Source organism: Pseudomonas sp. 05L36, from assembly GCF_056398125.1.
Genome location: NZ_JBFTOU010000005.1, coordinates 1 through 24,421, shown reverse-complemented (window position 1 = coordinate 24,421; position 24,421 = coordinate 1). Strand labels below are relative to the sequence as shown.

Sequence of the window (24,421 nt, the reverse complement as noted above, 5' to 3'; positions counted from 1 at the left end):
GTGTCGGAAGAGCCTTTTAGTCTGGATCAGCTGTATCGGGCCATTGAGCAACAACTGCTGGCGGAGTTGCCGGGGGTGTGTGCGGTGACGGCCTGGCCAAATGTTAAAGATCGAGTGGCGCTGCCGGCGGTGTTTCTGGAGATGGCCGAGATTGAACCGGGCGTCGATATCGGCACCGGGGAAACGACCCTGGTGTGCCGGTTCGAGGCACGCATCGTCGTCGATCCGATCAAACCGCACCATCATCAGCAGGCCGTGCAACTGGCCACCCAGCTCGCGGTGGTTCTGCGGGCGCAGACCTGGGGGCTGGCGGTTGAACCGGCGGTGTTCATTCAGGCCGGGCAGGATTGGACCCGGCCGGAGCTGGATGGCTATACCGTCTGGTTGGTGGAATGGCATCAGCAGATTTACCTCGGCGCACAACAATGGCCATGGCCGGATGAGCAACCGGGCTCGCTGTGGTTCGGCTTCAACAACGACAGCAAAGAGCAGTTCTTTCCAGCGGATGACGTGCCATGAGCTACGCCCTTGCCGAGCATGACCGCATGATTGCCGCCATGCTGATGCCTTGCGTGGTGGTCGGTGTGGATTTGGCGGTCGCCACTGTTCGGGTGCAGGCCGGTGATTGGGTCAGCGCGTGGGTGCGCTGGCACAGCCTGGCGGCCGGCAAGGCCCGTCACTGGCGGGCGCCGAGCCTGAACGAACAGGGGGTGCTGTTCAATCCCAGCGGCCAGGCTGGCATGGGCACCTTTATCCCAGGGCTCTACGGGGATGCTGGTGGCCAGCCAGATAACCGCGATCACGTCGAAGTCTGGCGTTTTGATGATGGCGGTTCGCTGGTGTACGACTGGCAGGCCAAGAGCTACGCCATCACGTTGCCAACAGGAACGGTGGCCATCAAGGTCGGTGGTACCGAAGCCGTGGTCACCGACAGCGCCGTCAACGTGACGAGCGGGAACATCAACCTGGAAGGGGCGGTGACCATCGACGGTCCGTTACACGTCACGCAGGACATCACCAGTGCCGGTTCGATTCTCGACGTCGGCGGCAACAGCAATCACCACACGCATTAATTTCAATCTCCCAACGGCCCGCCATGTGCGGGCTTTTTTACGCCTGGAGCAACCACATGGCCAAGAGCGATACGCCTGTCACCGATTTACCCGCGAGCCCTGATTCGTTGCCGCAGCCGGCATCACTACCGGTTTCGACGCTGATGAAGTTTCGCGACAAGGTTTACACCTCTCGTCAATTGATCCTGCCGGAGAGCCAGCGCGGCCTGCCGGTGACGAAGGGCCTGGTCGAGATCGCGGGCTCCGACACCGAGGCCGTCAAGTTTCTGAAAGCCCATGACGAATTCGAACTGCTGAAGGAGTAACCCAGATGATCGGAATGGATCGCCACACCGGCCAGCCCATTTCCGGCATCGAGCATTTGCGGCAATCCATCGGCGACATTCTGGGTACGCCACTGGGCAGTCGTCGGCATCGACCAGCCTACGGCAGCTCGCTGCGGCGTTTTGTCGACCTGCCCGTTAACGAGGGCTGGAAAAGCTCCGTGCAGGCAGAAGCCGCCAGGGCCTTGGGGCGCTGGGAGCCGCGTTTGAAGCTGGACCAGGTGCGGGTCATTTCGGTGATCGGCGGGCAAATCAATCTGAAGATCGCCGGCAAGTATCAAGGCGACGTCGTGCTGTTGGAGGTGGGCGTATGAGCATCGTTGATTTGTCGTCGCTACCTGCGCCGAGCGTGCTGGAGCCATTGGATTTCGAAGCGGTGTATGAGGAAGGACTGGGGGTCTTCCGCGGCTATATGGGCGACAACTGGAACGCGGCGCTGGAAAGCGATCCGGTTACCAAGGTGCTGGAGGTGGGGGCTTATATCAAGATCGGCAACCGTGCCCGGGTCAACGACGCCGGCAAGGCGCTGTTACTGGCACACGCCATCCGCGATGACCTCGATCACTTGGGGGCCAACGTCAATCTCCAGCGCCTGGTCATTCAGGCCGAGGATCTGCTGGCGGTGCCGCCGGTACCGGAGGTCAGGGAGGAAGACGATCCGTTCCGTGAACGCATTCAGTTGGCCTACGAAGGGCTGACCACGGCCGGGCCGCGTAACAGTTACATCCTGCACGCGCGCAATGCGTCGGGCCTGGTCGCGGATGCCACGGCGGAAAGCCCGGCACCGTGCAACGTTACGGTCACGGTACTGAGTTCCGAGGGCAATGGCGTGGCCAGTCCTGAACTGCTGGCCACGGTCCAGGCGGCGCTGAATGACGAGGACGTCAGGCCGGTGGGTGATCGGCTGACCGTGCAAAGCGCGCAGATTATCGACTACCGCATTGATGCCATTTTGCATATGAGCAGTGTCGGGCCTGAGGCTGACGCCAGTCTGGCCGAGGCCAAAAACCGCGTTAACGCCTGGATCAATCCACGCAAGCGGCTCGGGGTCGAAGTGGCGCGTTCGGCGGTGGACGCGCAACTGCATATCGCTGGCGTGTCTCGGGTTGAGCTGGTCGGTTGGGTTGACCTGGCCCCGACCAAGGCGCAGGCGGCGTTCTGCACCGAAGTCACCGTGAATCTGGCGGGCTGACATGAACAGCCTACTGCCACTCAACAGTACACAACTGGAGCGCGCCCTGGAGGCGTCGTTTTACGAAAAAACCATTGTCCCGCTGCGCACGCTCTACAACGCCGATACCTGTCCGGTGCATTTGCTGCCGCACCTGGCGTGGGCTTGGTCGGTCGATCGCTGGGATTACCGGTGGAGCGAGGCGACCAAGCGCGCGGCCATCAAGGCGTCGTATTACATCCATGCCCACAAGGGCACCATCGGCGCCTTGCGCCGGGTGGTCGAGCCCCTGGGCTACCTGATCGAGATTATCGAGTGGTTCAACACAGTGCCGGAGGGGGTGCCGGGCACCTTCGCGCTCAAGGTGGGCGTGCTGGACACCGGGATCACCGAGGAAATGTATCAGGAGCTGGAACGCCTGATCGACGACGCCAAGCCGGTGACCCGGCACCTGACAGGGCTGGCGATCAGCCTGGAAAGCCAGGGCGCTTTGAGGCTCCATGCCGCTCTCTACGAGGGCGATGTAATTGACGTGTATCCACCTGTCCAACGTGACATCGAAGTCAGCGGCGTTATCGGCCGAGGCGGTCGCGACCATACAATTGACACCCTGGATGTATTCTCATGATCGACCAGAATTCACAGTTTTTAGCCATCCTGACCAACGTGGGCGTCGCCAAGCAGGCCAACGCTGACGCGCTAGGCATCCCGTGGAAAATCACTCAGATGGGCGTCGGTGACGCCAATGGCACCGAGCCTCAGCCGTCTGCGACGCAGACGGCATTGATCAACGAGCGCCGTCGTGCGCCGCTGAATCAGCTCAAGGTCGATCCCGTCAACGCGGGGATCATCATCGCCGAGCAGGTCATTCCTGAGGATGTCGGCGGCTGGTGGATTCGCGAAATCGGCCTGTACGACACGGACAACGATCTGGTAGCCGTGGCCAACTGCGCGCCGTCGTTTAAGCCCTTGCTCGCCCAAGGCTCCGGCCGCACGCAAGTCGTGCGCATGAACATGATTGTCAGCAACTCCAGCAACGTCGAACTGAAGATCGATCCGAGCGTGGTGCTGGCCACCCGAGCCTATGTCGATACCAAGGTGCAGGAGGAAATCTACAAGCTCGACAGCAAGCAATCGGTGCGGGTGGCGACCACGGCCAACATCGCGCTGACCGGTCTTCAGACCCTTGACGGTATCGCCCTGGTCGCGGGTGATCGAGTGCTGGTGAAAAACCAGACCTTGGCCAAAGACAACGGCCTGTACGTCGCGGCCGCCGGTGCCTGGGCGCGCGCCGCCGATGCCGATGGCAGTCCCGAGGTCACGTCGGCGCTACAGGTGTCGGTCGAGCAAGGCGCCACGCAAGCGGACACCAGTTGGCAGTTGGTCACCGATGGCGCGATTGTCCTGGGCACCACGGCCTTGACGTTCCAGAACAGCACTCAGGTATTTATACAGAATGCGTTGGCGGCGCTGGGGCTGGGAGCGAGCACCGGCACGCTGGTAACGGACCTTGATGCGCTTTCGATGGGTGGGCTCTATTACACGGCCACCGGTGCCACGGGTAACCCGACCTCCCCGGCAGTCGGCTACATCGTAATTCACGCTCAAGGGGCAGCGAACGAAGGGTTCCAACTCGCGACAACACGTTCTACCGTGGCGGCCAACAAGCGCATGATGTTCTGGCGCCAGCGGTTCAACGGTACTTGGGGGGCATGGGAAAGTTCAGCGCAGCTGGATTCCCCAACCTTCACAGGTACGCCATTGGCGCCGACGGCTCCCGATACCAGTAACAGCACGCAGATTGCGACGACTGCGCACGTCCTGGCACGGCTGGTCACCGCCGGTCTGTACACACAGAGTTCGGGTGGCCCCAGCGGCAACGACGCGGATACCGTCGGCGCGGCCCAGGTAGAGGCGCGCAGCACCATCAGCACCACGGCCAATGCACCGATGCCGCAGTGGACGAAAGTCTTGGCGTTGCCGGTCGATGCGTCCAACGGTGTCCAGTTGTCGCTTGGCGTTCAAGCAGACCGGGCGTTTTACCGTCGTAAATCAGTTGGGGTATTCCAGCCATGGCTGGAATTCGCATTCCTCGGCTCGCCAACGTTCACCGGTACTCCGGCCGGACCAACAGCGGCACCGGGGACCAACAGCACACAACTGGCGACCACGGCATTCGTGGCAGCTCTAGGTGCGCTGAAAGCCAACCTTGCGTCCCCAACGTTCACCGGTACTCCGGCCGGACCAACAGCGGCACCGGGGGCCAACAGCACACAACTGGCGACAACGGCATTCGTGGCGACCGCGATTGCCAACCTGATCGCCAGTTCACCGGGTGCGTTGGACACGCTTAACGAACTGGCAGCCGCACTCGGGAACGACCCTAACTTTGCCACCACCATGGTCAACGCACTGGCCCTAAAGGCTCCGTTGGCTAGCCCGACATTCACAGGCAATCCAACAGGGCCGACGCCGGCGCAATTCGACAACGACACGTCTTTAGCCACGACGGCCTTCGTACAGGCCGCACTGGGCAATAAAAGAACCGCTACTTCCATATCGGCCAGCCGCGCCATCACGCTCGCAGATTTCGGCGGCGAGTTCGTGGTGTCAGCTTCTGCCGGCTCGACGCTGACCCTCCCTAGCGCCGCCACCGTGGCAAACGGCGCAAGTATTCACCTTGTGAACCTCGGACTTGGGGCATGCACGCTTGCACGGACGGGGGCTGACGCCTTTATCGGTGCCTTCAATACAAGTGGCACGGCGACGAGTTTTTCGCTCTTGCCGAACGATGAAATAACGGTCACGCAGTACGGCGGCCTCTGGTTGGTGATTGGTAGCGGCGCTCTTCCCGCTAACACTGGGGCTAACGGTTACCGCTATCTAGGCGGCGGCCTGTTCGAGCAATGGGGTGAGGTGATCGGCTCAGCGAACCCGGCCAACGGACGCTGGGAGTTCGATGTTGTGTTCCCGACAGCCTTTCCTACCCAATGCCTGTCGGTTGTGGCTTGTGCTGGCATCAGCACCACGGATCTGGATGCCAGTGACGGGGCTGGCAGCACCTACCGGGCGAACAAGACCAATTGGCAGGTCGGCCTCCCACTCCCGAACAAATTTGAGGCGACCGTCTGGTACACCGATGTCCCGAACAACGTCCGTCACTTCTCTTGGCGCGCCATCGGTAAGTAACTTCATAGAGGAAAGTCCATGACCATTTACTACTCAAGTGACCCACGCGGCTTTTACGATGACCGTCTGCATGGTGAAAACATTCCCGAAGGGGCCAAGCAGATCACGTCGGAACGGCATCACGAGCTACTCGAAGGGCAGTCGCAGGGGAAAATCATTCGGGAGGATGCCGACGGTTACCCGGTGCTGATCGAGCCGCCACCGCTGACTCCTGAGGAAGTCGCCGCGATCGAGCGCAACTGGCGCGATGGCGAGCTGGTGGCGACTGATGGAGTCATCACCCGTCATCGCGATGAGCGCGATATGGGACGGCCCACAACGCTGATTAACGAGCGGTTCACCGAGCTGCTGGGCTACCGCCAGGCCTTACGCGACTGGCCGGAGAATGGCGAGTTTCCTCTGGTGGATCATCGCCCGATCGCGCCGCCCTGGCTGGCCGAGCAAAACCTATAAACGCCCCGCACTGACGGGGCGTTTTCTTTTCCGTTACGCGTAACACCCACACCCAACAGCCTCGCGAATGCGGGGCTTTTCCCTTTCTGGAGATTGACCTTTATGAGTGGTTTCTTCCATGGCGTCACGACCTCGCTGATCGACAACGGCGCGCGGACCATTGCGCTGCCGTCGTCGTCGATCATCGGCCTGTGCGACACCTTTACCCCGGGCGTGCTCGGCGGTGGCACGGCCAAGGCCGGCGAGTTGATGTTGATCACCACCGAACGCGAAGCCATCGCCGCCTTCGGTGCTGACTCGGCCATCACTCGAGCGGCGCAGGCGATCTATGCGCGGGCCAAGGCAGTGATCGTCGCCGTCGGCGTACCCAAGCTGGAGGATCCGGCGCTGCAAACCTCGGCCATCATCGGTGGCGTGTTGGCCTCCGGACAGCGGACCGGCCTGCAGGCGCTGCTCGACGGCAAGAGCGTGCACAACGCCCAACCGAAACTGCTGATTGCTCCAGGGCATTCCGCGACCCAGGCCGTGGCCACCGCCATGGACAGCCTGGCCGGCAAGTTGCGCGCCATGGCCATCATCGACGGACCGAACACCACCGATGAGGCGGTGATGGCCTATGCCGAGAACTTCGGCAGCAAGCGGATTTTCCTGGTCGATCCGGGGGTGCAGTTCTGGAGCACGGTGGAAAGTGCCACGGTCGACGCGCCGGGCTCGGCCTGGACCGCCGGTTTGTTTGCCTGGACCGATGCGAACTACGGCTACTGGGCATCGCCGTCCAACAAGGAGTTTGTCGGCATCACCGGCACCACCCGCCCAATCGAATACCTGGACGGCGACGAGACCTGCCGGGCCAACCTGCTCAACGGCGCGAACATCGCCACGATCATCCGCGACGGCGGCTATCGCCTGTGGGGTAACCGTACCTGCTCCAGCGATCCGAAGTGGGCCTTCGTCACCCGTGTGCGGACCTGCGACATCCTGATGGATGCGATCCAGGCGGGGCACAAGTGGGCGGTCGACCGTTCGATCACCAAGACCTACGTCAAGGAAGTGACCGAAGGCCTGGACGCGTTCATGCGTGATCAGAAAAACGCTGGCGCAATCATCAACTTCGAAGTGTTCGCCGACACCGAACTCAACACCGCCAGCCAGATCGAGCAGGGCAAGGTGTATTGGCGCATCCGCTTCACCGACGTGCCGCCGGCGGAAAACCCGAACTTCCTGATCGAAGTCACCAACCAGTGGCTGACCGAAGTCCTCGACGCTTAAGGAGCGCTAGATGATTCCTCAAACCTTGTACAACACCAATCTGTTTGTCGACGGCGTCAACTTTGCCGGTGACGTGCCGAGCCTGACCCTGCCCAAGCTGACCACCAAAACCGACGAGTACCGAGGCGGCGGTATGGCCGGGGCTATCGAGATGGCTCAGGGCCTGGAAAAAATGGAAGCGTCCTTTGTCACCAAGGGCGTGCGTCGCGAGTCGCTCAAGCACTTCGGTCTGGCCGATGGCTCGGCGTTCAACGCATCGTTCCGCGGCGCCTTCCGGGGCCACAAGGGTACGGTCACGGCGGTCGTGGCCACCTTGCGCGGGCTGCTGAAAGAGGTCGACCTCGGTGACTGGAAAGCCGGCGATCCGGCGGAGATCAAACACGCCATCGCGCCGGTGTACTACAAGCTCGAAATCGACGGCCGCGTGATGTACGAAATCGACATGATCGCCGGTGTTCAGGTGATCGATGGCAAAGACCAACTCGCCGAAGTGCGCTCCGCACTCGGCCTCTAAGGGAATAGCACTGGATGACCATGCAATCTGCAAACAAGCTGCCGGCCTGGCTGTTGCTCAATACTGACAACGCCGTCGTCACGCTCACACGTCCGAGCGAAGTCAACGGGGTGAAGGTGGATACGTTGGTGCTGCGCGCACCGTTGGTACGCGAGGTCCATGCCGCTGACCGGGCGGCCGGCGATGATGATGAGCTGCGCGAGCTGCAGCTGTTCGCCAGCTTGGCTGAAGCGGGCCTCAAGGATCTGGAGGGCCTGAAGGTGGTGGACTATCGCCGCCTGCAGACGGCCTATTCGAACCTGGTGCCGCACGCCGACTATTCGGAGTCGCTCCCCGCCTGGTTGTCGGTCACCGCCGAAAACGCCGTGGTCAGCCTGTCGCGCCCGAGCGAGATCAACGGCGTGCGAATCGACACACTGACCCTGCGTTCGCCCACGGTGCGCGAGGTGCGGGCCGCGGATCGGGCGGCAGGCGGTGACGACGAGCAGCGCGAACTGGTGCTGTTCGCGGAGCTGTCCGGCGCGGCAATCGCCGACCTGGAGGGCCTGAAGGTGGTGGACTACAACCGCCTGCAGGCCGGCTATTTTCGCCTGGTGCAAGACGACGGGGTTTGATCCGGGGGTGATGAAAAGGGTGGCGAAGCGTCTCGCGGCGGACACCGGATTTTCCGCCGCCGAGATTCAGTCGATGCCGTTTTCCGAGATGGTCTGGTGGCTCACGGATTGAGCCGCTTCCGGTAATGCTCTGCACAGGGGAGCCATGACATGGCGAACAAACTCTCCCTCGGGTTAGTGATCGGCGGGGCCGTCAGTCCTACAGTCGGCGCTGCGTTCAATGAGGTCACCGGGCGCATCAAGCGCCTGGAAGCGGAAGGCAACAAGGCGCGGGTGCTGCAACGCACCATTGGCGACACCATTCGCTTGCGCGATGAATGGAAAAAGGCCCACGACAGCGGCGCCGCTGGGGCGTCCAAGCTGTTGGGCCGCCTGAATTCCAACCTCGACAGCCTGAAAAAACAGGGCATCGAGGTCGGTCGGCTGGAAAAGGCGTACCGCTCGTTGGGCCAGACCGCGAACAAGGCGGAACTCAAGGCCAAGGGTTACCAGCAGATCGACGCCGGCAAGGCCGGGATGAAAAGCACGGTCGGTCAGGCCGTTGCCGGTGTGGCGACGGTGGGCATTGCGACCAAGGTCAGTGCCGACTTCGGGGCCATTGTCCGTGACATTGCGATCAAGGCCGGGATTGCCAATGATCCGAAAGAAAAGCAGATGTCGCAGAAGATCATCGAGACTTCACGCGACACCGGCATGGCGCGCAATGACGTCGCCGACGTGGTCAACCAGCTGGTGGGGGCCGGGATGGACCTGGCCAAGGCGCTGGAATATGCCCCGGTCGCGGCCAAGTTTGCTGTGGGTCAGGGCTCGAACGGCGCCGACACGGCGAAGATGATCAACGCGCTCGGACAGAACGCCAAGATCACCGACGCCAAACAGATGCAGCAGGCGCTCGAAGCGATTGCCTTTCAGGGACAGGCCGGCAGCTTCGAAGCGGTCGACATGGCCCGCTGGTTCCCTGAACTGCTGTCGAACATGGGCAATTTGAACATCACCGGCATGGACGCGGTGACGCAGCTGGGTGCGATGCTGCAGGTGCAGATGAAAACCGCCGGCGGCGCCGACGAGGCGGCGAACAACCTCAAAAACTGGATGGGCAAGATCGGTTCGACCGACACCGTGGCGGCCTACAAAAAGGCCGGCATCGACTATAAGGGCTCGATGCAGACCGGTTTGCAAAACGGCCTGTCGACCCTGGAATCGAGCATGGCGTTGGCGCAGAAGTACATCCAGGCCACCGACCCGAAACGGGCGGCATTGATGGCCGAAGCCACGTCGAAGATTAGCCAGGAGGCGGATCCGGAAAAGGCCAAGGCCATGATGGCGTCGCTCGAGGAGGCCTTGCGCACCGGCGACCTGTTCGCCGACATGCAGGTCAAGGCCGCGCTGTCGGCTTACCTGCAGAACAAGGCGCTGTACAGCCAGCTGAAAAACGACTCGCGCGAAGCCTCAGGCATCCTCGACAAAAACCTGGCCGAGCGGCGGGAATCGTCGTCACAGAAGTGGGCGGAAATGGCGCAGTCGATGGACGACGCCATGCGCAGCGTTGGTGACGCCTTGCGGCCGGTGACGGATACCGTGGCGGAAGCGCTGACCAAAGTTACCAAGGGCATCACCGCGCTGGCGGACAGCTCGCCCGGCGTGGTCACTGGAATTGCGGCAGTCGGGGGTGGATTACTCGCGCTGCAGACGGCGGTTAGCTCGTTCAAGATCGGCAAGGGATTGCTTAACCTGGCGCGCGGGACACTGGGCAAAGGCAAGTCCGGCGAGGTGCAGAAGGTCTTTGTCACCAACTCATTGGAGGGGGGTAGTGTTGGCACGGGGGCAGAGCCCAAGGGCAAGACGGGTAAAGCCTTGGCCCTGGTCGAGGCTGGGCTGAAGACGGTCGCGGCCGTCAAGGGCTCGCCCGAGGCCAGCGATACCGCTGACGGACAGGAGGGCAAAAAAGCCGGTGGTGTCGATCTGGTGGCGACTGGGCTCAAGGTGGTGTCGCTCGCCAAAGAAGCCACCGGCGACGGTGGGGTGCAAGCCGGTCTGGAAGACGGCAGCATCCGGAAGGTGTTTGTGGTGAACGCGGCAGATCTGAGCGGCGGTGGCGGGGGGCCGTTTGAGAATCGGCGCCGGGGTCGCGGGGCTCCCCGCAACTCCTCGAGACGGCGTCGGGTGGCCACGCCGCCACGGCCGAGAGGTCCGACACGCTCACTGGTGCCCACGCCTCGACCGGCAACACCGGTACCGCGACCACCGATGTCCGTGCCCAGGACGCCCGCGCCGATGCCGTTACCTCGGCCGGCTGTTCCCGTGCCGCGTCCACCCGTACCGCTGCCGCCAACCGGTGGAGTAATGGCCAAGGTCGCGACTGTAGCGGGAGCGGTGGGGAAGGTCGGCAAGGTGGGCAAAGTGCTCCCGGGCGGCTCACTGTTGGAGGCCGGAAGCATGGCCGTCGACACCTACCTGAATGCCGAGACGAAAGATCAAAAAGCCGAGGGTTACGGGGCGGCAGCGGGTTCGCTGGCAGGCACCATGGCCGGCGCCGCGGCTGGGGCGGCCATCGGGTCGGTGGTGCCCATCATCGGTACCGCGATTGGCGGCATGGTCGGTGCGTACCTGGGCAGCATGGGCGGTACCGCACTGGGCGGAGTCGTAGGTAAATCGTGGTTTGGTGGCGAGGAAGAACAGCCAGCAGCTCCAGCAACACCGTTGCTGATGGCGCCTCGACCCGGTCCGGTGGTGCCTAGCTTGGCCAGCATGGGGCGATCTTTCGGCGGGTCGAACGAGTCCGGCGCGCTGCTGCTGGCGGCTCCGGCGACGCCCCCCAGCCCGGCCTTGGGTGATGTCGCCCGCGCACTGGCGACACCGGCACCGGTCAAACCGGCGGCAGTGGTGATCCCGCCCAAAGAGCCAGACAAACCGGTATCGGCCAAAGTGGATCAGCAGTTCCAGTACTCCCTGAACATGCCGGTCACGGTGCAAGGCGACGTCAAAGATCCACAGCGCCTGGCTCAGGACCTGATGCCGTACATGCAGCGAATGATGGCCGATGCTGCGAAGCAGAACGCGTCGAGCCAGTTGTTCGATGAACCCCACTTGTAAGGAGAACCCATGGCTTACATGGAGCAATTGCAGGCTGGCCTCAAGTACCTGGTCGAAGCCGGAGAGTCCGGACGCCGCAGTGCGGACGGCATGCTCGGCCCGGTCAATGGTGCGATCCGGGAGATTACCGGCGCCGCGTCCGAACTGGAAAATATTCCGTTTGTGGGGCCGGCAATCGGCGCCAAGCTGCAGCGGGTGATGCGTGGCGTGGATGCGGCGCAGGCCAAGGTGGGGCAGGTGGTGGCCACTTACGGACGGGCCACCCGCGCCGCCGCGGAAGTGCAGGAGCGCATGGGGACGCTGAAGGAACAGGCGGGCAAGGCAACGACGGCGATCAACAAGATCGCCGGCCAGGTCAGCCCGTCGCTGGCCAACATCGTGCCCACCAGTGTGTTTGCCACCGACGCCACACCGGCCCCCGAAGCGGTGAAGCCGTTTCCGCACCTGCTGATCATTCAGCCGCAGGACCCCAAGGCGCAACCGTACTACTTCAACCTGGACACGGCGGCCTTCGACGAACTGACGCGCTCGACCGAGTTTCGCTGGGCCTCGCAAGAGCGCCTGTCTCGTCGGCCGGCGCAGCAGGCGGTGGGCATCGGTGAAGAGAAAATCACCCTGAAAGGCACAATCTACCCGGGCTTCAAGGGCGGATTGAAGCAGCTCGACACCTTGCGCAGCATTGGCGCTCAACTGAAGCCATTAACGCTGACCACAGGCTACGGCGATGTCATGGGCACCTGGTGCCTGAAGACCATCACGGAAGAGCAGGGCGCACTGATGCACGGCGGAATTCCGCGTAGACAAGGGTTCACTCTGGAGTTTGTGCGCTATGGCGACGACATGCAGAACGTCTGACGGAGATCTGCTGGACACCATCTGCCATAACTTTTATGGCCACCTGACGGGCAGTGTTGAAGCGGTGCTGGATGCCAATCAGGGCTTGGCCGATGAGCCGCAACCCTATCGCGCCGGCGTGGTGATCACGCTGCCTGATTTGGCTACGCCGGTACAGGAACAGGTCACGCTATGGGATTGATGGTCTACACTCGTGCCGCTTGATAACTCAAGCTCCTTACTTTCATACCCGCCTTGTGCGGGTTTTTTTTTGGAAAAAATCCATGACCCCTAGGTTTCGCATCGTCGCCAACGGCGCCGATATCACGGCCCTGATCAATGATCGGCTGATCCAGCTGCGCACGCTGGACAAGTCCGGGATGGAATCCGATGAGTTCGAATTGCGCATCGATGATCGCGATGGCCAGGTGACGTTGCCGTCCCGCGGCAGTGCCATCGAGGTCTACCTCGGCTACGCCGAAACGTCGCTGGCGCGCATGGGGCGTTACGTGGTCGACGAGGTCGAGGTCTCGGGACCGCCGGACACGTTGGTGATCAAGGGCAAGGCCAGTGACATGCGCGGCACGGGCAAGACCATCCGCAGTGGCAGTTGGGAAAACGTGCCGCTGTCGACCATCGTGACCGACATTGCTGCACGCAACGGCTGGCAGCCAGGGTGCTCGGTCTCGACCAAAGTGGTCCGGGCGGACCAGCTCAACGAGTCCGATTTTAATTTCCTCACTCGCCTGGCCAGGCAGTACGACTGCACCGCCAAGGTGGCCGAGGGCAAGTTGCTGGTGATGCCACGCCAAGGCGGCCAGAGCGCAAGCGGCAAGGCCTTCGGCGCCATCACCCTGACGCGCAGCGATGTCAGCCGTTGGCAGTTTCGGTTGGGGGATCGCAGTGCGCACAAGGCGGTGGCAACCAAACATCAGGACAAGAAAAACGGGAAGCTGGTGGTGGTCTCATTAGACAACGACGACGTGCCCGATGGCCTGCCAGCGGTGCATACCGACCGGCATATCTACCCCAACAAAACCGCCGCCGAGGCCGCGGCCAAGGCCCGCCTGGCCGCGTTCAATCGCTCCGGTGCTGGCGTGCGTCTGGAAATGCCCGGGCGCACGGACATCTTCGCCGAACGATCGATCAATGCTCAGGGTTTCAAGGACGGGCTAGACGGTGAGTACCTGACGGATTCGGTCGAACAGGTTTACACCCAGTCCGGCTGGTCGACCGCAGTGGAGTGCAACGGCGGCAAGCAGGGCAAAGCCAAGGCCAAAGGCAAGAAGAAAAAACAACCACAAAACCTGAAGGTGGTGCAGCTGAATCAATAGCGACGTCGTTCGTCACAGCAATAGGAGCAAGCGAATGCCATTAACTGAGCAACAACTCCAACGCATCATGCCCAACGCCCGCCGCCAAGCGGGCGTTTTTGTATCCGCGCTAAACGCCGCTATGGTCCACCGGCAAATCAACACGCCGAAACGCCAGGCCGCGTTCCTCGCGCAGGTCGGGCACGAATCCGGTCAGCTGCAGTACGTGCGTGAACTGGGTGGCGATCAGTACCTGAGCAAATACGACACCGGCAATCTGGCGGTGAAGCTGGGTAACACTCCGGAAGCCGACGGGGATGGCCAGCGCTATCGAGGTCGCGGCCTGATCCAGATCACCGGCCACAGCAACTACCTGCGCTGTAGCCTGGCGCTGTTCGGTGATGAACGCCTGTTGCGCACCCCTGAGCTGCTCGAGCTGCCGCAATGGGCGGCCGAGTCCGCCGCGTGGTTCTGGTGGATACGGGAACTGAACGCGCTCGCGGATCGGGACGAGTTCGAGGCGATCACCCGCAAGATCAACGGCGGCCTCAATGGCCTGGCGGATCGGCTGCAGCTGTGGGAGCGGGCGAGGGCGGTGTTATGCGTCTCGTCGACCTGATCCCTGCGCCGTATCGAGTGATCGCTATCGGTGGGCTGTTGACCGCCGTCGCGGGTGGTGCTGCCGCATTGGCCTGGCAGGTTCAGGACTGGCGCTACGGCCGTCAATTTGTCGAACAGGCCCGGCTGCACACCGACACTCTCAATCAGCTGGCCTTGGCCGCGGCCACGCAACAGCGTGCCGAACAGGACAAACGTCTGGCCCTGGAGCAGCGGCTTTCAACCAGCGAACAAACCCATTACCGAGCCTTGAGCGATGCCCAACGTGATCAAAGTCGCCTGCGCGACCGCCTTGCCACTGCTGATGTGCGCCTGTCAGTCCTACTCGACGCCACCGATTCAGCCAGCGGCTGCGCAATGTCAGCCTCCACCGCCCCCGGCAGCGTGGTTCATGGCCCCACAAGAGCCCAACTTGACCCAGCGCATGCTCAACGAATTATCGGCATCACCGATGCCGGCGACCAAGGACTGATCGCCTTGGCAGCCTGTCAGGCTTACGCAAAAGAAGTCTCAACACCGAAGTGAAAAAGAGCGACCGGTCTGGATGCGTCAACATCCAGCCCGGCCGCCGTCCCTGCAGATCGTCCCTGCAAGTCCAGCCAAGGCTCTTACTCCGTGCACGAAGCGCGGCGAGCCTAGCACCTGTTTATCCATACAGTAAAGGTCTTGCTATCTATGTCTACTCCCATCATCCCGTGGATGGGCGGCAAACGCCGCCTGGCCGACCGCCTCATTCCGCTCTTTCCGCCTCACGAGTGCTACGTCGAAGTCTTTGCCGGCGGCGCCGCGCTGTACTTTATGCGGCCCCAGGCTGCGCCCGTTGAAGTCCTCAACGACATCAATGGCGAGCTGGTGACGCTGTACCGTGTCGTGCAGAACCACCTCGAAGAGTTCGTGCGCCAGTTCAAATGGGCGCTCAGCTCACGCCAGGTATTCGAGTGGCAGAAGATGACCCGCCCCGAAACCCTCACCGACATCCAGCGTGCCGCTCGATTCTTTTACCTGCAGCACCATGCCTTCGCCGGCAAGGTCACGGGGCAGACGTTCGGTACCGCGACCACCGGCCCGGCCATCAACCTGCTACGGATTGAGGAAAATCTCTCGGCCGCTTGGCAGCGCCTGTCCGGCACCTACGTCGAAAATCTGCCCTGGCTGGAATGCGCGGAGCGCTATGACCGGGCCCATACTTTCCACTATATGGACCCACCTTACTGGCAGACCGCCGGGTATGGCGTCGACTTTCCGTTCGAAAATTACGAGCGCATGGCCGACTTCATGCGTCGTTGCAAAGGCAAGGTGATGGTCAGCATCAACGACCACCCGGACATCCGCCGGGTGTTTGAAGGCTTTCACTTTGAGAGGCTGGACATCCGTTACACCACGACCAACCAGCGGCAGGGCACCGCCGAGGTCAGTGGCGAGTTAGTCATTATGAACTGGGAGCCAGCAGCGTTAGGAGGGCTGTTTTTAACGTGACAGCTCTCAGCTGATACCGGTCAGTGAGGTGGTAACGAAGGATGAGTTTGGCTCAATTAAAAACATCAGCCGCGACGACATGCTGGCTGCCTTGCGGATTCCGCCGCAGTTGATGGGGATCCTACCGCAGAACGCGGTTGGGTTCGGATGGATCAAGGAAGCGGTGCAGATCTGGGTGATGAATGAGTTGGAGCCGATTCAGGCGCGTCTGCAGCAGGTCAATGACTGGCTGGGTGAAGAGATTGTTCGCTTCAAACTGTTTAAGTTTGAAGTGGGGAAATAAACCTCACACAGTGAGTAAACGCTGATTATCCTTCACCCCTGGGTCGGCTGAAGGTCAGTCCGTAGTCGCCAACATAACCGACATCACCACTAAGGGTCTGGCCATCGTCCAAGGTGACGCAGATCGTATGTGAGCCGCGCGCCGCCGGCAGCCTGTGCGGCGCGCTCATTTCAATCAGGCCGGGCAGGATTTCGTTGAGGATGGCCGTGAAGCGCTCGACATGATTGCTGCCGTCAGCACCGATCAACACCACGTCTACGAAGCCGCGATAGCGGATGGCCATCAGCGCCACCCCGCGAACAAGCCGAAGGCCAGCGGTTCCGTGGTGAAGAGTTCGGGCGGTGTATCGAGCAGGGCAGGGCTGGCCATGGCGTGTCCTTTTCGAGTGAGTGGCGGTCTCTACGTAAAACCAGTGTCAGGGGGACTATTCATCCAGTCTAGGGGGGGATCGGCGCGCCTGCACCATTGCGACGACTGACACCGTTTCGATATCCAACACACTCGAATGCTTCCCATGCAGCTGTAATTAGGCTGCCGGCCAGCCGTCAGGCCCGCCCTGAAGGGGCCCCAAACAAGGCGCCAGCTCAGTCCGAGAGAAAAATTAACATCGTGTCCGGGATTAATTGACCACTACACCCAGGTGCGCAGCTCACGCAACGCCTGGTCGCGGTTAAGCGCTTCCAGGGTTTCTTGTTGGATGGTTTTTTATGACTCATCCCACCGGAACGTGGCGATCTTTTCTATCACACCAATGACCTTTTTCATCGTCGAGTGATAGTCGCAGCTGATGCTCTCCAGCAGCATGACGGTCAAGTAAGCCGCCATGAAATCTACCTCATTCTGCTGATCTATAGCTTTGTTCATTTGCAAAATGATAGGAATCATGTAACTGACTTTTCCGTCAAACGACAACGCCATAAACCCCGGCAGTCCACCTGTGTCGTTTTCCAGGGCCCGTCGATACTCCCGCAGCTTGTAAGAAGTCATCAGCTTGGTGTCGGTACTGAGAGTTGTGAGCCTGCGCATGAATCCCTTGAGGTCTCGTTCAAGCGCGCGTTGTCGCTTGGGTTTGAAAAACAGCATGCCGAACTCCCTTCCTGATTAGCGCGTTCACTCTTAAGTCGCAAGTGAATGCGTTGCTGCGCCAGAAGTTGGGGGCTTGGGTCGCCATCAGTGGCGCAGTTTTCAACCAGCAGCGCCTAGTCTGTACCGGGCAATTGAACATAGCCCCCGTTATAGGTAAGCGGCGGGGTCACCCGGCCAACAAACCTGGATTTTACCTAGGTGTGCGATTTCCGCGTGATCTCGGGCAAAGCGTCAATCCAAATCGTTTTTACACAGCCTCGACCAAAAGCTGTTCAAAGTTTACTAGAGAAATGTGGGCGGTTCAGTCGATTCCCGGAAGCGTCACAGTACTGATGAGAGTTCCTCCTTCGGTAAAGATAGAAAACCCGTAAGTCGAGACATTCAGATGTTCGAAAAATAGAAAACCTGAACAGCGGTACGACGATACCCCATAGGCGGTACCTATGATGGCTATCGTTTTTTCACTACTGAACAAGTCGTGGTGGTGTAATGGCGCCATACGCTGGGCCAATTCCACTTGAGTTAACAGGGGGGCACTTTGTACTCATTTCAGCTTGAATGTATTTTCCCGATCCTCCAACCGCAGAGTCGATGTGGAGGCAAGCAAAACCCACAATGGGAACAAACGAATGAGTGGATATATCTACAACGACCGGAACCGTAACATACTCGCAACTTTTGTCCCCAGCCGCACTGCAATCATTTACCGAGGTAAAAAGTGTGGTTTTAGTGCCAGGCTGAATCCAGGTATTACTCCCGATACTGAGTGATGTTGGGTTTCCATAAGTAATAAGGTCTCTTATTGTTGGAACGTTATTGCTGTCATCAGAAAATGATGTCCACTGCCCAGCTTCGCATGGTCCGGTATGATAGGATGATCCAATTTTAATTACATAGGGCTTTCCCGTGTCTGGGTCATTTCTCGGTTGTTTCGGGTTTGAGCTTGAATCCCAAAAGTTATCGTACATACATTTAGTGATTACGATGGGGAGAAGCCCCTGCACAACGGTTCCCGGGCTTGATATTATCGCAGTAGCAGTGGAGGTAATGGGTACGGTGTCAACCCCAAAAATACGTGCAAAAAAAGTATTTACAGGTCCGCCGTTTAGGCCTGTATCTTTCTTGATAGTCACTTGCACAGCTGGAAAATCTGATGCACCCGGCAAAGTATGCACGCCACTTGAAGGGTTTGTAACGTCCCAGTAACCGGTTTTAATACTACCGTTGGTTATGGCGACGTTTTCGGTTTTATTTCGTGCAAGCGTCGTATTTGCGCGACTAGATGCTGTGGTGAAATCATGTGCGCTGCTAGTTGAGTTGCTACATTCAATGCGCGGGTATAGACAGCCCGTGCCTGCAAGGGCACTGGCATCAGCGGCGTTTTGAAGTTCATTGCGCACAACGTAAGCATAAGCAAAGTCTATAGCCAATGCTGAAACACCAAATAGTATGGGCAGTGCAAGGACAGCCAAAATCAACACTGCGCCTTGCTGGTTTCTCTTAATGTTAATATGGCCTGCTATTTTTTTTTGGCTATATTGGCGTATGGCAGTGCTTTTAATTTCAATCGCTGTGCACATGGTGAACATCCTAAATTGAAGTCACTCATTTAGCATTACTGTTGTCGCCGACAAGTTAATGGGGCTGTCGACTACGTGGAGCATACCGCCCAGAATCATAGTGGAGTATTGGTATGAAACTTGGACGGTGAGTGGTGTTCCAAAGAATCCTCCACCCCCTTGCGTAACACTTACCACCGGGGTGACGGAAGATCCAAATGTTATCAAGTTAGAGCCTAGATAATTATTGGCAACGCTCTGAATTTGAGCGGTGGTGAGTTTCGGCGATTTTAGTACTATGCCAGCTCTTGCGGCTTCTCGGCTGGCATTCGTTATTATGGCTTTATTGTAAAGGGCAATACTAAATTCCATAATTACAAATAGGATGAGAAAAAAAACTGGCAACACGAGCGAGAGTTCGATAGCGGCAAGTCCTTGTTGTTTTTTTCTCATGCTACCCACCTTTGCTACCTGAAACCTCTTGTACGATAATGCATGCTCTAGACTTGCATGCGCCACTTAACTGGTGATTCCATTGCTTCGTAAACTATCAGCCGTTTACGTATTTACCATAGATTCATTTGGTCAAAAGTAAAGCCTGCCTAACGTTAATTTGTGGGATTTTTGGTTGTGTAGTTGGCTGCTGAAGCAACTGCTGCAGAAGCCAACTCACACTAGACCTGACGCATTGCCGATATAAATCAATAGTATAAGTAAATGCACGATGCTGACACATTCATCGAGGGTTTATTCCAAAACGCTCTATGGGTCCGTAGCTATCTAAGCTTTTGCAATATTAGTCAGCAATTGAAGTGGTTTGCTTGCTTAGATATAGCCGTATCTCTATAGGGCTGAGGGTTTTCAATCAAATTGAGTAAATTGATCGAATCAGAGTTGTCGCTGGTGATGTAGTGGTCGTCGCTAATGGCCGATTGCTGCCCGTCACGGAGGGCTGCAAACGGCCCATTATAGATAGTCCGCCCCACCGTAACGGTTTGCAGGAAGCTGTCAAGGGCGGAGCATGCACCTGTAGACTACGAATGAATCGACCCGTACTGACAATACAAGCTGAAGAGGCGGTCGGTTGCCCACCTCAAGTCCGCCATCTGGTGACGCCCACCTCGCTGAGCGCTCCCCACTGAGTTACCGCTATGTCAATTCTGCCTCCACTGAACCAACATCAGGCGTGCCGATGGCTGCGCTGTTGCTTACCTTCGAACGTGTAATCACTACATTAGGAATCCATCAAAATGGAGCGACGGCGCAGCTTGTTGGCGTACATCAAAGCATCAGCACTAGCAAGCAACTCACCTAGTGGCTTCAGCTCCTTGGGTGAACAACCGACAGCGCCCATGCTTAGTGCAATGGGATAGCTACAGCGATCACTACCGTTGAACTCATCGACCAGTGCGTGCACACGAGTCGTGAGGGCATCCGCCGGCTCCCCCGCATTGGCAGCTAAGACTACAAACTCATCACCACCGATCCTGGCCACGACATCGCTATCCCGAAACGCCTCTTTGAGCACCTGTGCGGCGGCAGTGATCGCCAAATCGCCAGCCTCATGACCGTGGGCGTCATTGGTCTTTTTCAGTCCATCTAAATCAATAAAAATTAACAAACAGGATTGTTCATTCCGGCGAGCAGTGCGCATGAGCTGATCCGCCATAAGAAAGAAGCTTCGGCGATTATGCAAACCGGTCAATTCATCTGTCATCGAAAGTCGGCGCACCTCGTCTTCAATCTTTTGTCGCTGCGCCATTTCGACCTTAAGCTTGTCGTTTGCCGCTTCGAGTGCACTAGTTCGCTCGGTCACCCGTGTCTCAAGCTCTGCATTCAGAGCAGCCAACTCTGCCTGGGCACGTCCTCTAGATTTATCGACCCAACGTAGATGGTTGGCAGTCCTTAAAATCACGGTGACGAGCGTGATGATGCTCAGGGTCGCCATCAGCGCGAGGCTGAACCGATTGTCGTAGTAGCCCAGCATTTCTCCGACTATCAGGACGCCTCCGATACTGAGAATCACCAGAGGGACACTGGTCAGCATGCTTCTTGCCATACTGCCTCCAGCCGTATCACTTATCAGCAATTCGACCAGTTCCGAGGTCTGCTGGAGCGCTAATACCCCGGTGCTAAGTAAGGACAGTGCAAGAGCTGTGTGGACGGCCATAGAACTATAGAGCTCGACCGTATAGAGAGCGCTGACATCGAACACATAACCGACAAGCGCCATCAGGCTTATAAACAGTGTCGACACAGCGAATGTTTGCGATAACAGCGGCCTCCTCTTGAGCAGTAGCAGGCTGAGGCCAGAAAGCAGAATGCACAGTGCTGTCGCGGGCGCCATACGACCCGGAAAAGGCCCGAGTTGGTTGCGTTGATGCTGGAAGGGCAGTAGCAGATCAATCGCAAGATCAACCTGCGTGAGATACTCAACGAGAGTCAGCCCCCCTACCAGCATCGCCAAGACAGCGCTAAGGCGTCTGACCATGCTGCCGACTTGAGACTCTAGGAGGGTCGCGCACCATAGCCCCACGCCGAGGATGGCCAGCGCACTGGCTGTATTAACCACCATCGCAGTCCAGATGGGGAGCACGCTTCTCAGCGTAGGCAAATCAAACATCCAGCCAGCCAGTGCAACTAGGCTGATCACCACGACAGTGACTGCCGCTATCCGGGCATAGTTGGTGAGCAGCCGCAACTTCTTTACATAGTGAACTTTGGGCTTCGCCCTCATCGCTGCTCCCGTTAATACACGACCTAGTGCCATTGTTATGATGGTGCACCACCACCCTCCGCCAGTGTCAAGCCATTTGAGTGAAAGACGCTTGGCTGTAAGGCTTGGGCCTGTAGCGCTGTTGAAGTGCTTTTGTCCCGCCCCCCCCCCCCCGATTTCGGAGTGAGCTCCCCCCCACTAATGGGCGCGATTCCCCGGCAGAATACGCGTCTCCATTAGCTCAAAAGTTTCAAGTCCTGAGTAATGTTTGCCGGGCTCTCAGGTCGGCCGATATGTTTTTTTACATCGATGGCAAGGTAATTGCTGATTGAGCGTATCCCGACCATGAAAGGTGCAGAGTCGGGAAACTGTGGAGCTGCAAGTACCCCATTGAGTGATTGCATGTAACTAGTACCCCTGGCTACTCAATAGAAGTGCTGCCGTCCTCCTCTGCAACCGTCCAGGGGAAATGCTTATGAGCCACTCCAGATATACGTGTGCGCGGGTAGCGCTGCTCGGCTTGTGCTTTCTGGCCTGCCTGTTGACGGTGACGCTGGTGGTGGCCGACGAACCTCAGGGCAATGACCATCAAGCGAATGAGAAGTGGCTGGAGCCGGCACGCTCCAGGCTCATGCATGTGACTGGCGGGATGCCGTTCTTTCCGCACCGGGCCAATACCCCCGGCAACCTGGTGTTGAATGTGAAGGACTTCGACAATGCCCAGGTATGTGGCGCTTGCCATACAGAGATCTACAAGCAGTGGCGCTCGTCGATGATGTCCCAGGCCTGGGATGAACCCATCTATCGGGCCTTGCTCAAGCGTGCGAGTTCGGCCACCGAGGGGAAGGTCGATAACTTCTGCACCGGCTGCCATACCCCGATCGGTCTCACGACGGGGCAGATCAATTCGGAAGTCAACCGCTCTTCAATTGAAGACAGCGCGAAGAATCATCCGATGCCTGGGGTCGATTGCGAGACCTGCCACAACATCAGTGCCCGCACGGGCCTCGATAACGGCGCCTATGTTCTGAGCCCTCGAGCGCACGGTAAACCGACCAAGTTCGGCCCGCGCAAAGATGCCGTTTCGCCGTATCACGACACCGTATATTCCGCTCTGCACACGCGCTCGGACTTTTGCGGCACCTGCCACAACGTCACGCATCCCTTCAGCAGCGTGGCGGTCGAGCGCACTTATGACGAATGGCAGGAGAGCGCCTACAGCCTTAACGATATCACCTGCCAAAGCTGTCATATGCCGGGTTTTGCGGGCAAGGCCGCGATCATGGGGCCAGACCGCGAAGAGGTCGCCTCGCATTGGTTCAGCGGAGCCAACGCCATGATGCTCAAGCATCTCGGTCAGGAAGAGGGCTCGCAACGCGCGCGCGACATGCTCGGGCGCGCAGCGGAAATAACGTTCCAGCAACCGCCAGCAGCCATCATTCCCGGGCAATACACCTCGGTGGCCATCAAAGTTTCCAACGTCGGCGCCGGGCACAAGCTGCCGACCGGTTTTCCGGAGGGACGGGAGATGTGGATCGATTTCCGGGTGCTGGATGCCAGTGGTCGCGAGCTCTATCGGCTGGGCTCGATCAAGGACGGCAAGACCGAGGACAACACGCGAAACTTCAAGGTGCACATAGGCGACAAGGACGGCAATCCGTTGGACGTCGAGGTCTGGAATGCCACGCAGATTCTCTCGGACAACCGCATTCTGCCCAAGGGCTACGATGTCGGGGAGTTCTCCTTCCTGGTGCCGGCCGACGCCGTCGGGCCGATCACCTTGACTGCCGCACTGAACTACTGGCCGTTTTCGCAGAAGCTGGCCGACTACCTGCTCGGCAAGGATAAGGTGCAGGTGGAAATCACCCAGATGGCCAAAATCACGCAGAGCGTACCCTTGTCCCCGATCACTGCGTCCCGACCCTAGCGGCATATGTTCACGCGGTGGTTGTGACGGTACATGGCGATAGCAGCCTATTAGACGATTTTATATTGCCCATCATTAGGCTTGCCGGCTGCTACCTGAAAACCACCTACCAATGATGCTCACTGCTCACTGCTCACTGCTCACTGCTCAGGGGGAAAGGTTTAGGGCAGAATTAGGGCAGATTCTAGGCCGCAATAGACCGCAACACGCCTCGGAAAGCGCGCATAAACGCTGACTTTACTGGCCTAGAGCGGTCCTCAGGGACACGAGAAGGGGTTCGAATCCCTATCTCTCCGCCATTATTGAATAAGACTAAGCCCCTGAAATGGTTAAACATTTCAGGGGCTTTTTCGTTTCTGTCATATTGATCAGGGTATTTCGTGCCCGGCATGCCGGGCTAGTCCGTTCCGGCCCCTGCATTCTCGACGCGATACCTGCCATTCTCTCGGGATCCTTGAGTATTCATTTGCCGGAGTGTTTTCTCATCGTTGTTGTGCCTGCATGTCCAGGCGACATGGTTTGGGCTCTCTGCTGCCCCGATGCCTTATATAGACGCTGGAGGTTTTCATGGTGGCAACCCCGGGCGCTTTGGTAAGGAAGAAGAATTTGCAGGTGGGGGTTGACCACGTATTTTAATACTGTACTATTCGCCTCCCGCTAACGAGCAGCTTGATGTTGTTCTTGGCTTAAGTGGTTGATTTTGTTGAAAAATCAGAAACTTTTAAGGTTGCAATTTGAAAAGATGCGCTGTAAGATGCGCACCTCGGTTGAGACGAAAGATCTTAACCAACCGCTCTTTAACAACTGAATCAAGCAATTCGTGTGGGTGCTTGTGGAGTCAGACTGCTAGTCAACAGATTATCAGCATCRCAAGTTACTCCGCGAGAAATCAAAGATGTAACCAACGATT

General features: G+C 58.8%; 24 protein-coding genes and 2 pseudogenes. 21 read left to right on the top strand and 5 right to left on the bottom strand.

All coding sequences use genetic code 11. The features are described from left to right. The 20 genes and pseudogenes from AC1DKH_RS07130 to AC1DKH_RS07035 all read left to right on the top strand — a co-directional run. Positions 1 to 519 carry a hypothetical protein gene (locus AC1DKH_RS07130; RefSeq protein WP_477797816.1) on the top strand — a complete coding sequence of 173 codons (519 nt, stop codon included), beginning with the start codon at positions 1 to 3 and terminating at the stop codon, positions 517 to 519. Continuing rightward, a complete protein-coding gene (locus AC1DKH_RS07125) occupies positions 516 to 1,073 on the top strand; it encodes a phage baseplate assembly protein V (RefSeq protein ID WP_477797815.1) in 558 nt (185 codons plus the stop codon). Before AC1DKH_RS07130 ends, AC1DKH_RS07125 begins: the two co-directional genes overlap by 4 nt. Positions 1,074 to 1,129: 56 nt before the next feature. After that, positions 1,130 to 1,378 (top strand): hypothetical protein, encoded by a 249-nt coding sequence (locus AC1DKH_RS07120; RefSeq protein ID WP_477797814.1) that lies wholly within the window; start codon positions 1,130 to 1,132, stop codon positions 1,376 to 1,378. A 5-nt stretch (positions 1,379 to 1,383) separates the two neighbouring features. Next, positions 1,384 to 1,710, top strand: coding sequence for a GPW/gp25 family protein (locus AC1DKH_RS07115; protein ID WP_477797813.1), 327 nt, complete (start codon positions 1,384 to 1,386; stop codon positions 1,708 to 1,710). Further along, on the top strand, positions 1,707 to 2,588 hold the full coding sequence (locus AC1DKH_RS07110) for a baseplate assembly protein (protein WP_477797812.1): 882 nt from the start codon (positions 1,707 to 1,709) through the stop codon (positions 2,586 to 2,588). The genes AC1DKH_RS07115 and AC1DKH_RS07110 overlap by 4 nt, the downstream gene beginning before the upstream one ends. Before the next feature lies 1 nt (position 2,589). Then, entirely contained in the window at positions 2,590 to 3,195 is a 606-nt protein-coding gene (locus AC1DKH_RS07105) for a phage tail protein I (RefSeq protein ID WP_477797811.1), read from the top strand. Further along, complete coding sequence (locus AC1DKH_RS07100; RefSeq protein ID WP_477797810.1) at positions 3,192 to 5,756, top strand: phage tail-collar fiber domain-containing protein; 2,565 nt, start codon at positions 3,192 to 3,194, stop codon at positions 5,754 to 5,756. The genes AC1DKH_RS07105 and AC1DKH_RS07100 overlap by 4 nt, the downstream gene beginning before the upstream one ends. 18 nt (positions 5,757 to 5,774) lie before the next feature. Next, a complete protein-coding gene (locus tag AC1DKH_RS07095) occupies positions 5,775 to 6,209 on the top strand; it encodes a tail fiber assembly protein (RefSeq protein WP_477797809.1) in 435 nt (144 codons plus the stop codon). Positions 6,210 to 6,311: 102 nt separating this feature from the next. Beyond that, positions 6,312 to 7,478, top strand: a complete 1,167-nt coding sequence (locus AC1DKH_RS07090) for a phage tail sheath subtilisin-like domain-containing protein (protein WP_477797808.1) — start codon at positions 6,312 to 6,314, stop codon at positions 7,476 to 7,478. Positions 7,479 to 7,488: 10 nt separating this feature from the next. Next, complete coding sequence (locus tag AC1DKH_RS07085; RefSeq protein WP_115947639.1) at positions 7,489 to 7,992, top strand: phage major tail tube protein; 504 nt, start codon at positions 7,489 to 7,491, stop codon at positions 7,990 to 7,992. A 14-nt stretch (positions 7,993 to 8,006) separates the two neighbouring features. Then, positions 8,007 to 8,282, top strand: a pseudogene (locus AC1DKH_RS07080) (phage tail assembly protein); the annotation flags it as partial. Between the two features lie 12 nt (positions 8,283 to 8,294). Next, a complete protein-coding gene (locus tag AC1DKH_RS07075; RefSeq protein WP_477797927.1) occupies positions 8,295 to 8,606 on the top strand; it encodes a phage tail assembly protein in 312 nt (103 codons plus the stop codon). A gap of 150 nt (positions 8,607 to 8,756) precedes the next feature. Further along, a complete protein-coding gene (locus AC1DKH_RS07070) occupies positions 8,757 to 11,699 on the top strand; it encodes a phage tail tape measure protein (protein ID WP_477797807.1) in 2,943 nt (980 codons plus the stop codon). A 9-nt stretch (positions 11,700 to 11,708) separates the two neighbouring features. Then, positions 11,709 to 12,554 carry a phage tail protein gene (locus tag AC1DKH_RS07065; protein WP_477797806.1) on the top strand — a complete coding sequence of 282 codons (846 nt, stop codon included), beginning with the start codon at positions 11,709 to 11,711 and terminating at the stop codon, positions 12,552 to 12,554. Next, on the top strand, positions 12,529 to 12,735 hold the full coding sequence (locus tag AC1DKH_RS07060; RefSeq protein ID WP_477797805.1) for a tail protein X: 207 nt from the start codon (positions 12,529 to 12,531) through the stop codon (positions 12,733 to 12,735). Before AC1DKH_RS07065 ends, AC1DKH_RS07060 begins: the two co-directional genes overlap by 26 nt. Positions 12,736 to 12,817: 82 nt before the next feature. Beyond that, positions 12,818 to 13,867 (top strand): phage late control D family protein, encoded by a 1,050-nt coding sequence (locus AC1DKH_RS07055; RefSeq protein ID WP_477797804.1) that lies wholly within the window; start codon positions 12,818 to 12,820, stop codon positions 13,865 to 13,867. Between the two features lie 34 nt (positions 13,868 to 13,901). Continuing rightward, on the top strand, positions 13,902 to 14,465 hold the full coding sequence (locus AC1DKH_RS07050) for a glycoside hydrolase family 19 protein (protein ID WP_477797803.1): 564 nt from the start codon (positions 13,902 to 13,904) through the stop codon (positions 14,463 to 14,465). Further along, positions 14,447 to 14,989 carry a lysis system spanin subunit gene (locus tag AC1DKH_RS07045; RefSeq protein ID WP_477797802.1) on the top strand — a complete coding sequence of 181 codons (543 nt, stop codon included), beginning with the start codon at positions 14,447 to 14,449 and terminating at the stop codon, positions 14,987 to 14,989. The genes AC1DKH_RS07050 and AC1DKH_RS07045 overlap by 19 nt, the downstream gene beginning before the upstream one ends. Before the next feature lie 150 nt (positions 14,990 to 15,139). After that, positions 15,140 to 15,940, top strand: coding sequence for a DNA adenine methylase (locus AC1DKH_RS07040; RefSeq protein WP_477797801.1), 801 nt, complete (start codon positions 15,140 to 15,142; stop codon positions 15,938 to 15,940). Then, positions 15,936 to 16,223, top strand: a pseudogene (locus tag AC1DKH_RS07035) (phage portal protein); the annotation flags it as partial. The gene AC1DKH_RS07040 and the pseudogene AC1DKH_RS07035, both read left to right, overlap by 5 nt. Before the next feature lie 25 nt (positions 16,224 to 16,248). Here AC1DKH_RS07035 and AC1DKH_RS07030 read toward each other — a convergent pair. The 5 genes from AC1DKH_RS07030 to AC1DKH_RS07010 form a co-directional block, all read right to left on the bottom strand. Continuing rightward, a complete protein-coding gene (locus tag AC1DKH_RS07030; protein WP_477797800.1) occupies positions 16,249 to 16,506 on the bottom strand; it encodes a hypothetical protein in 258 nt (85 codons plus the stop codon). A 422-nt stretch (positions 16,507 to 16,928) separates the two neighbouring features. Next, the gene (locus AC1DKH_RS07025; protein ID WP_477797799.1) at positions 16,929 to 17,306 is read right to left on the bottom strand and encodes a hypothetical protein; all 378 of its coding nucleotides are present in this window, start codon (positions 17,304 to 17,306) and stop codon (positions 16,929 to 16,931) included. Positions 17,307 to 17,773: 467 nt separating this feature from the next. Continuing rightward, positions 17,774 to 18,889, bottom strand: coding sequence for a TadG family pilus assembly protein (locus AC1DKH_RS07020; protein WP_477797798.1), 1,116 nt, complete (start codon positions 18,887 to 18,889; stop codon positions 17,774 to 17,776). 21 nt (positions 18,890 to 18,910) lie between these two features. Then, positions 18,911 to 19,321 carry a TadE/TadG family type IV pilus assembly protein gene (locus AC1DKH_RS07015; RefSeq protein ID WP_477797797.1) on the bottom strand — a complete coding sequence of 137 codons (411 nt, stop codon included), beginning with the start codon at positions 19,319 to 19,321 and terminating at the stop codon, positions 18,911 to 18,913. 781 nt (positions 19,322 to 20,102) lie between these two features. Next, the gene (locus AC1DKH_RS07010; RefSeq protein WP_477797796.1) at positions 20,103 to 21,605 is read right to left on the bottom strand and encodes a GGDEF domain-containing protein; all 1,503 of its coding nucleotides are present in this window, start codon (positions 21,603 to 21,605) and stop codon (positions 20,103 to 20,105) included. Positions 21,606 to 22,059: 454 nt separating this feature from the next. Here AC1DKH_RS07010 and AC1DKH_RS07005 point away from each other — a divergent pair, with 454 nt between their 5' ends. After that, on the top strand, positions 22,060 to 23,511 hold the full coding sequence (locus tag AC1DKH_RS07005; protein WP_477797795.1) for a multiheme c-type cytochrome: 1,452 nt from the start codon (positions 22,060 to 22,062) through the stop codon (positions 23,509 to 23,511). Positions 23,512 to 24,421: the final 910 nt, after the last annotated feature.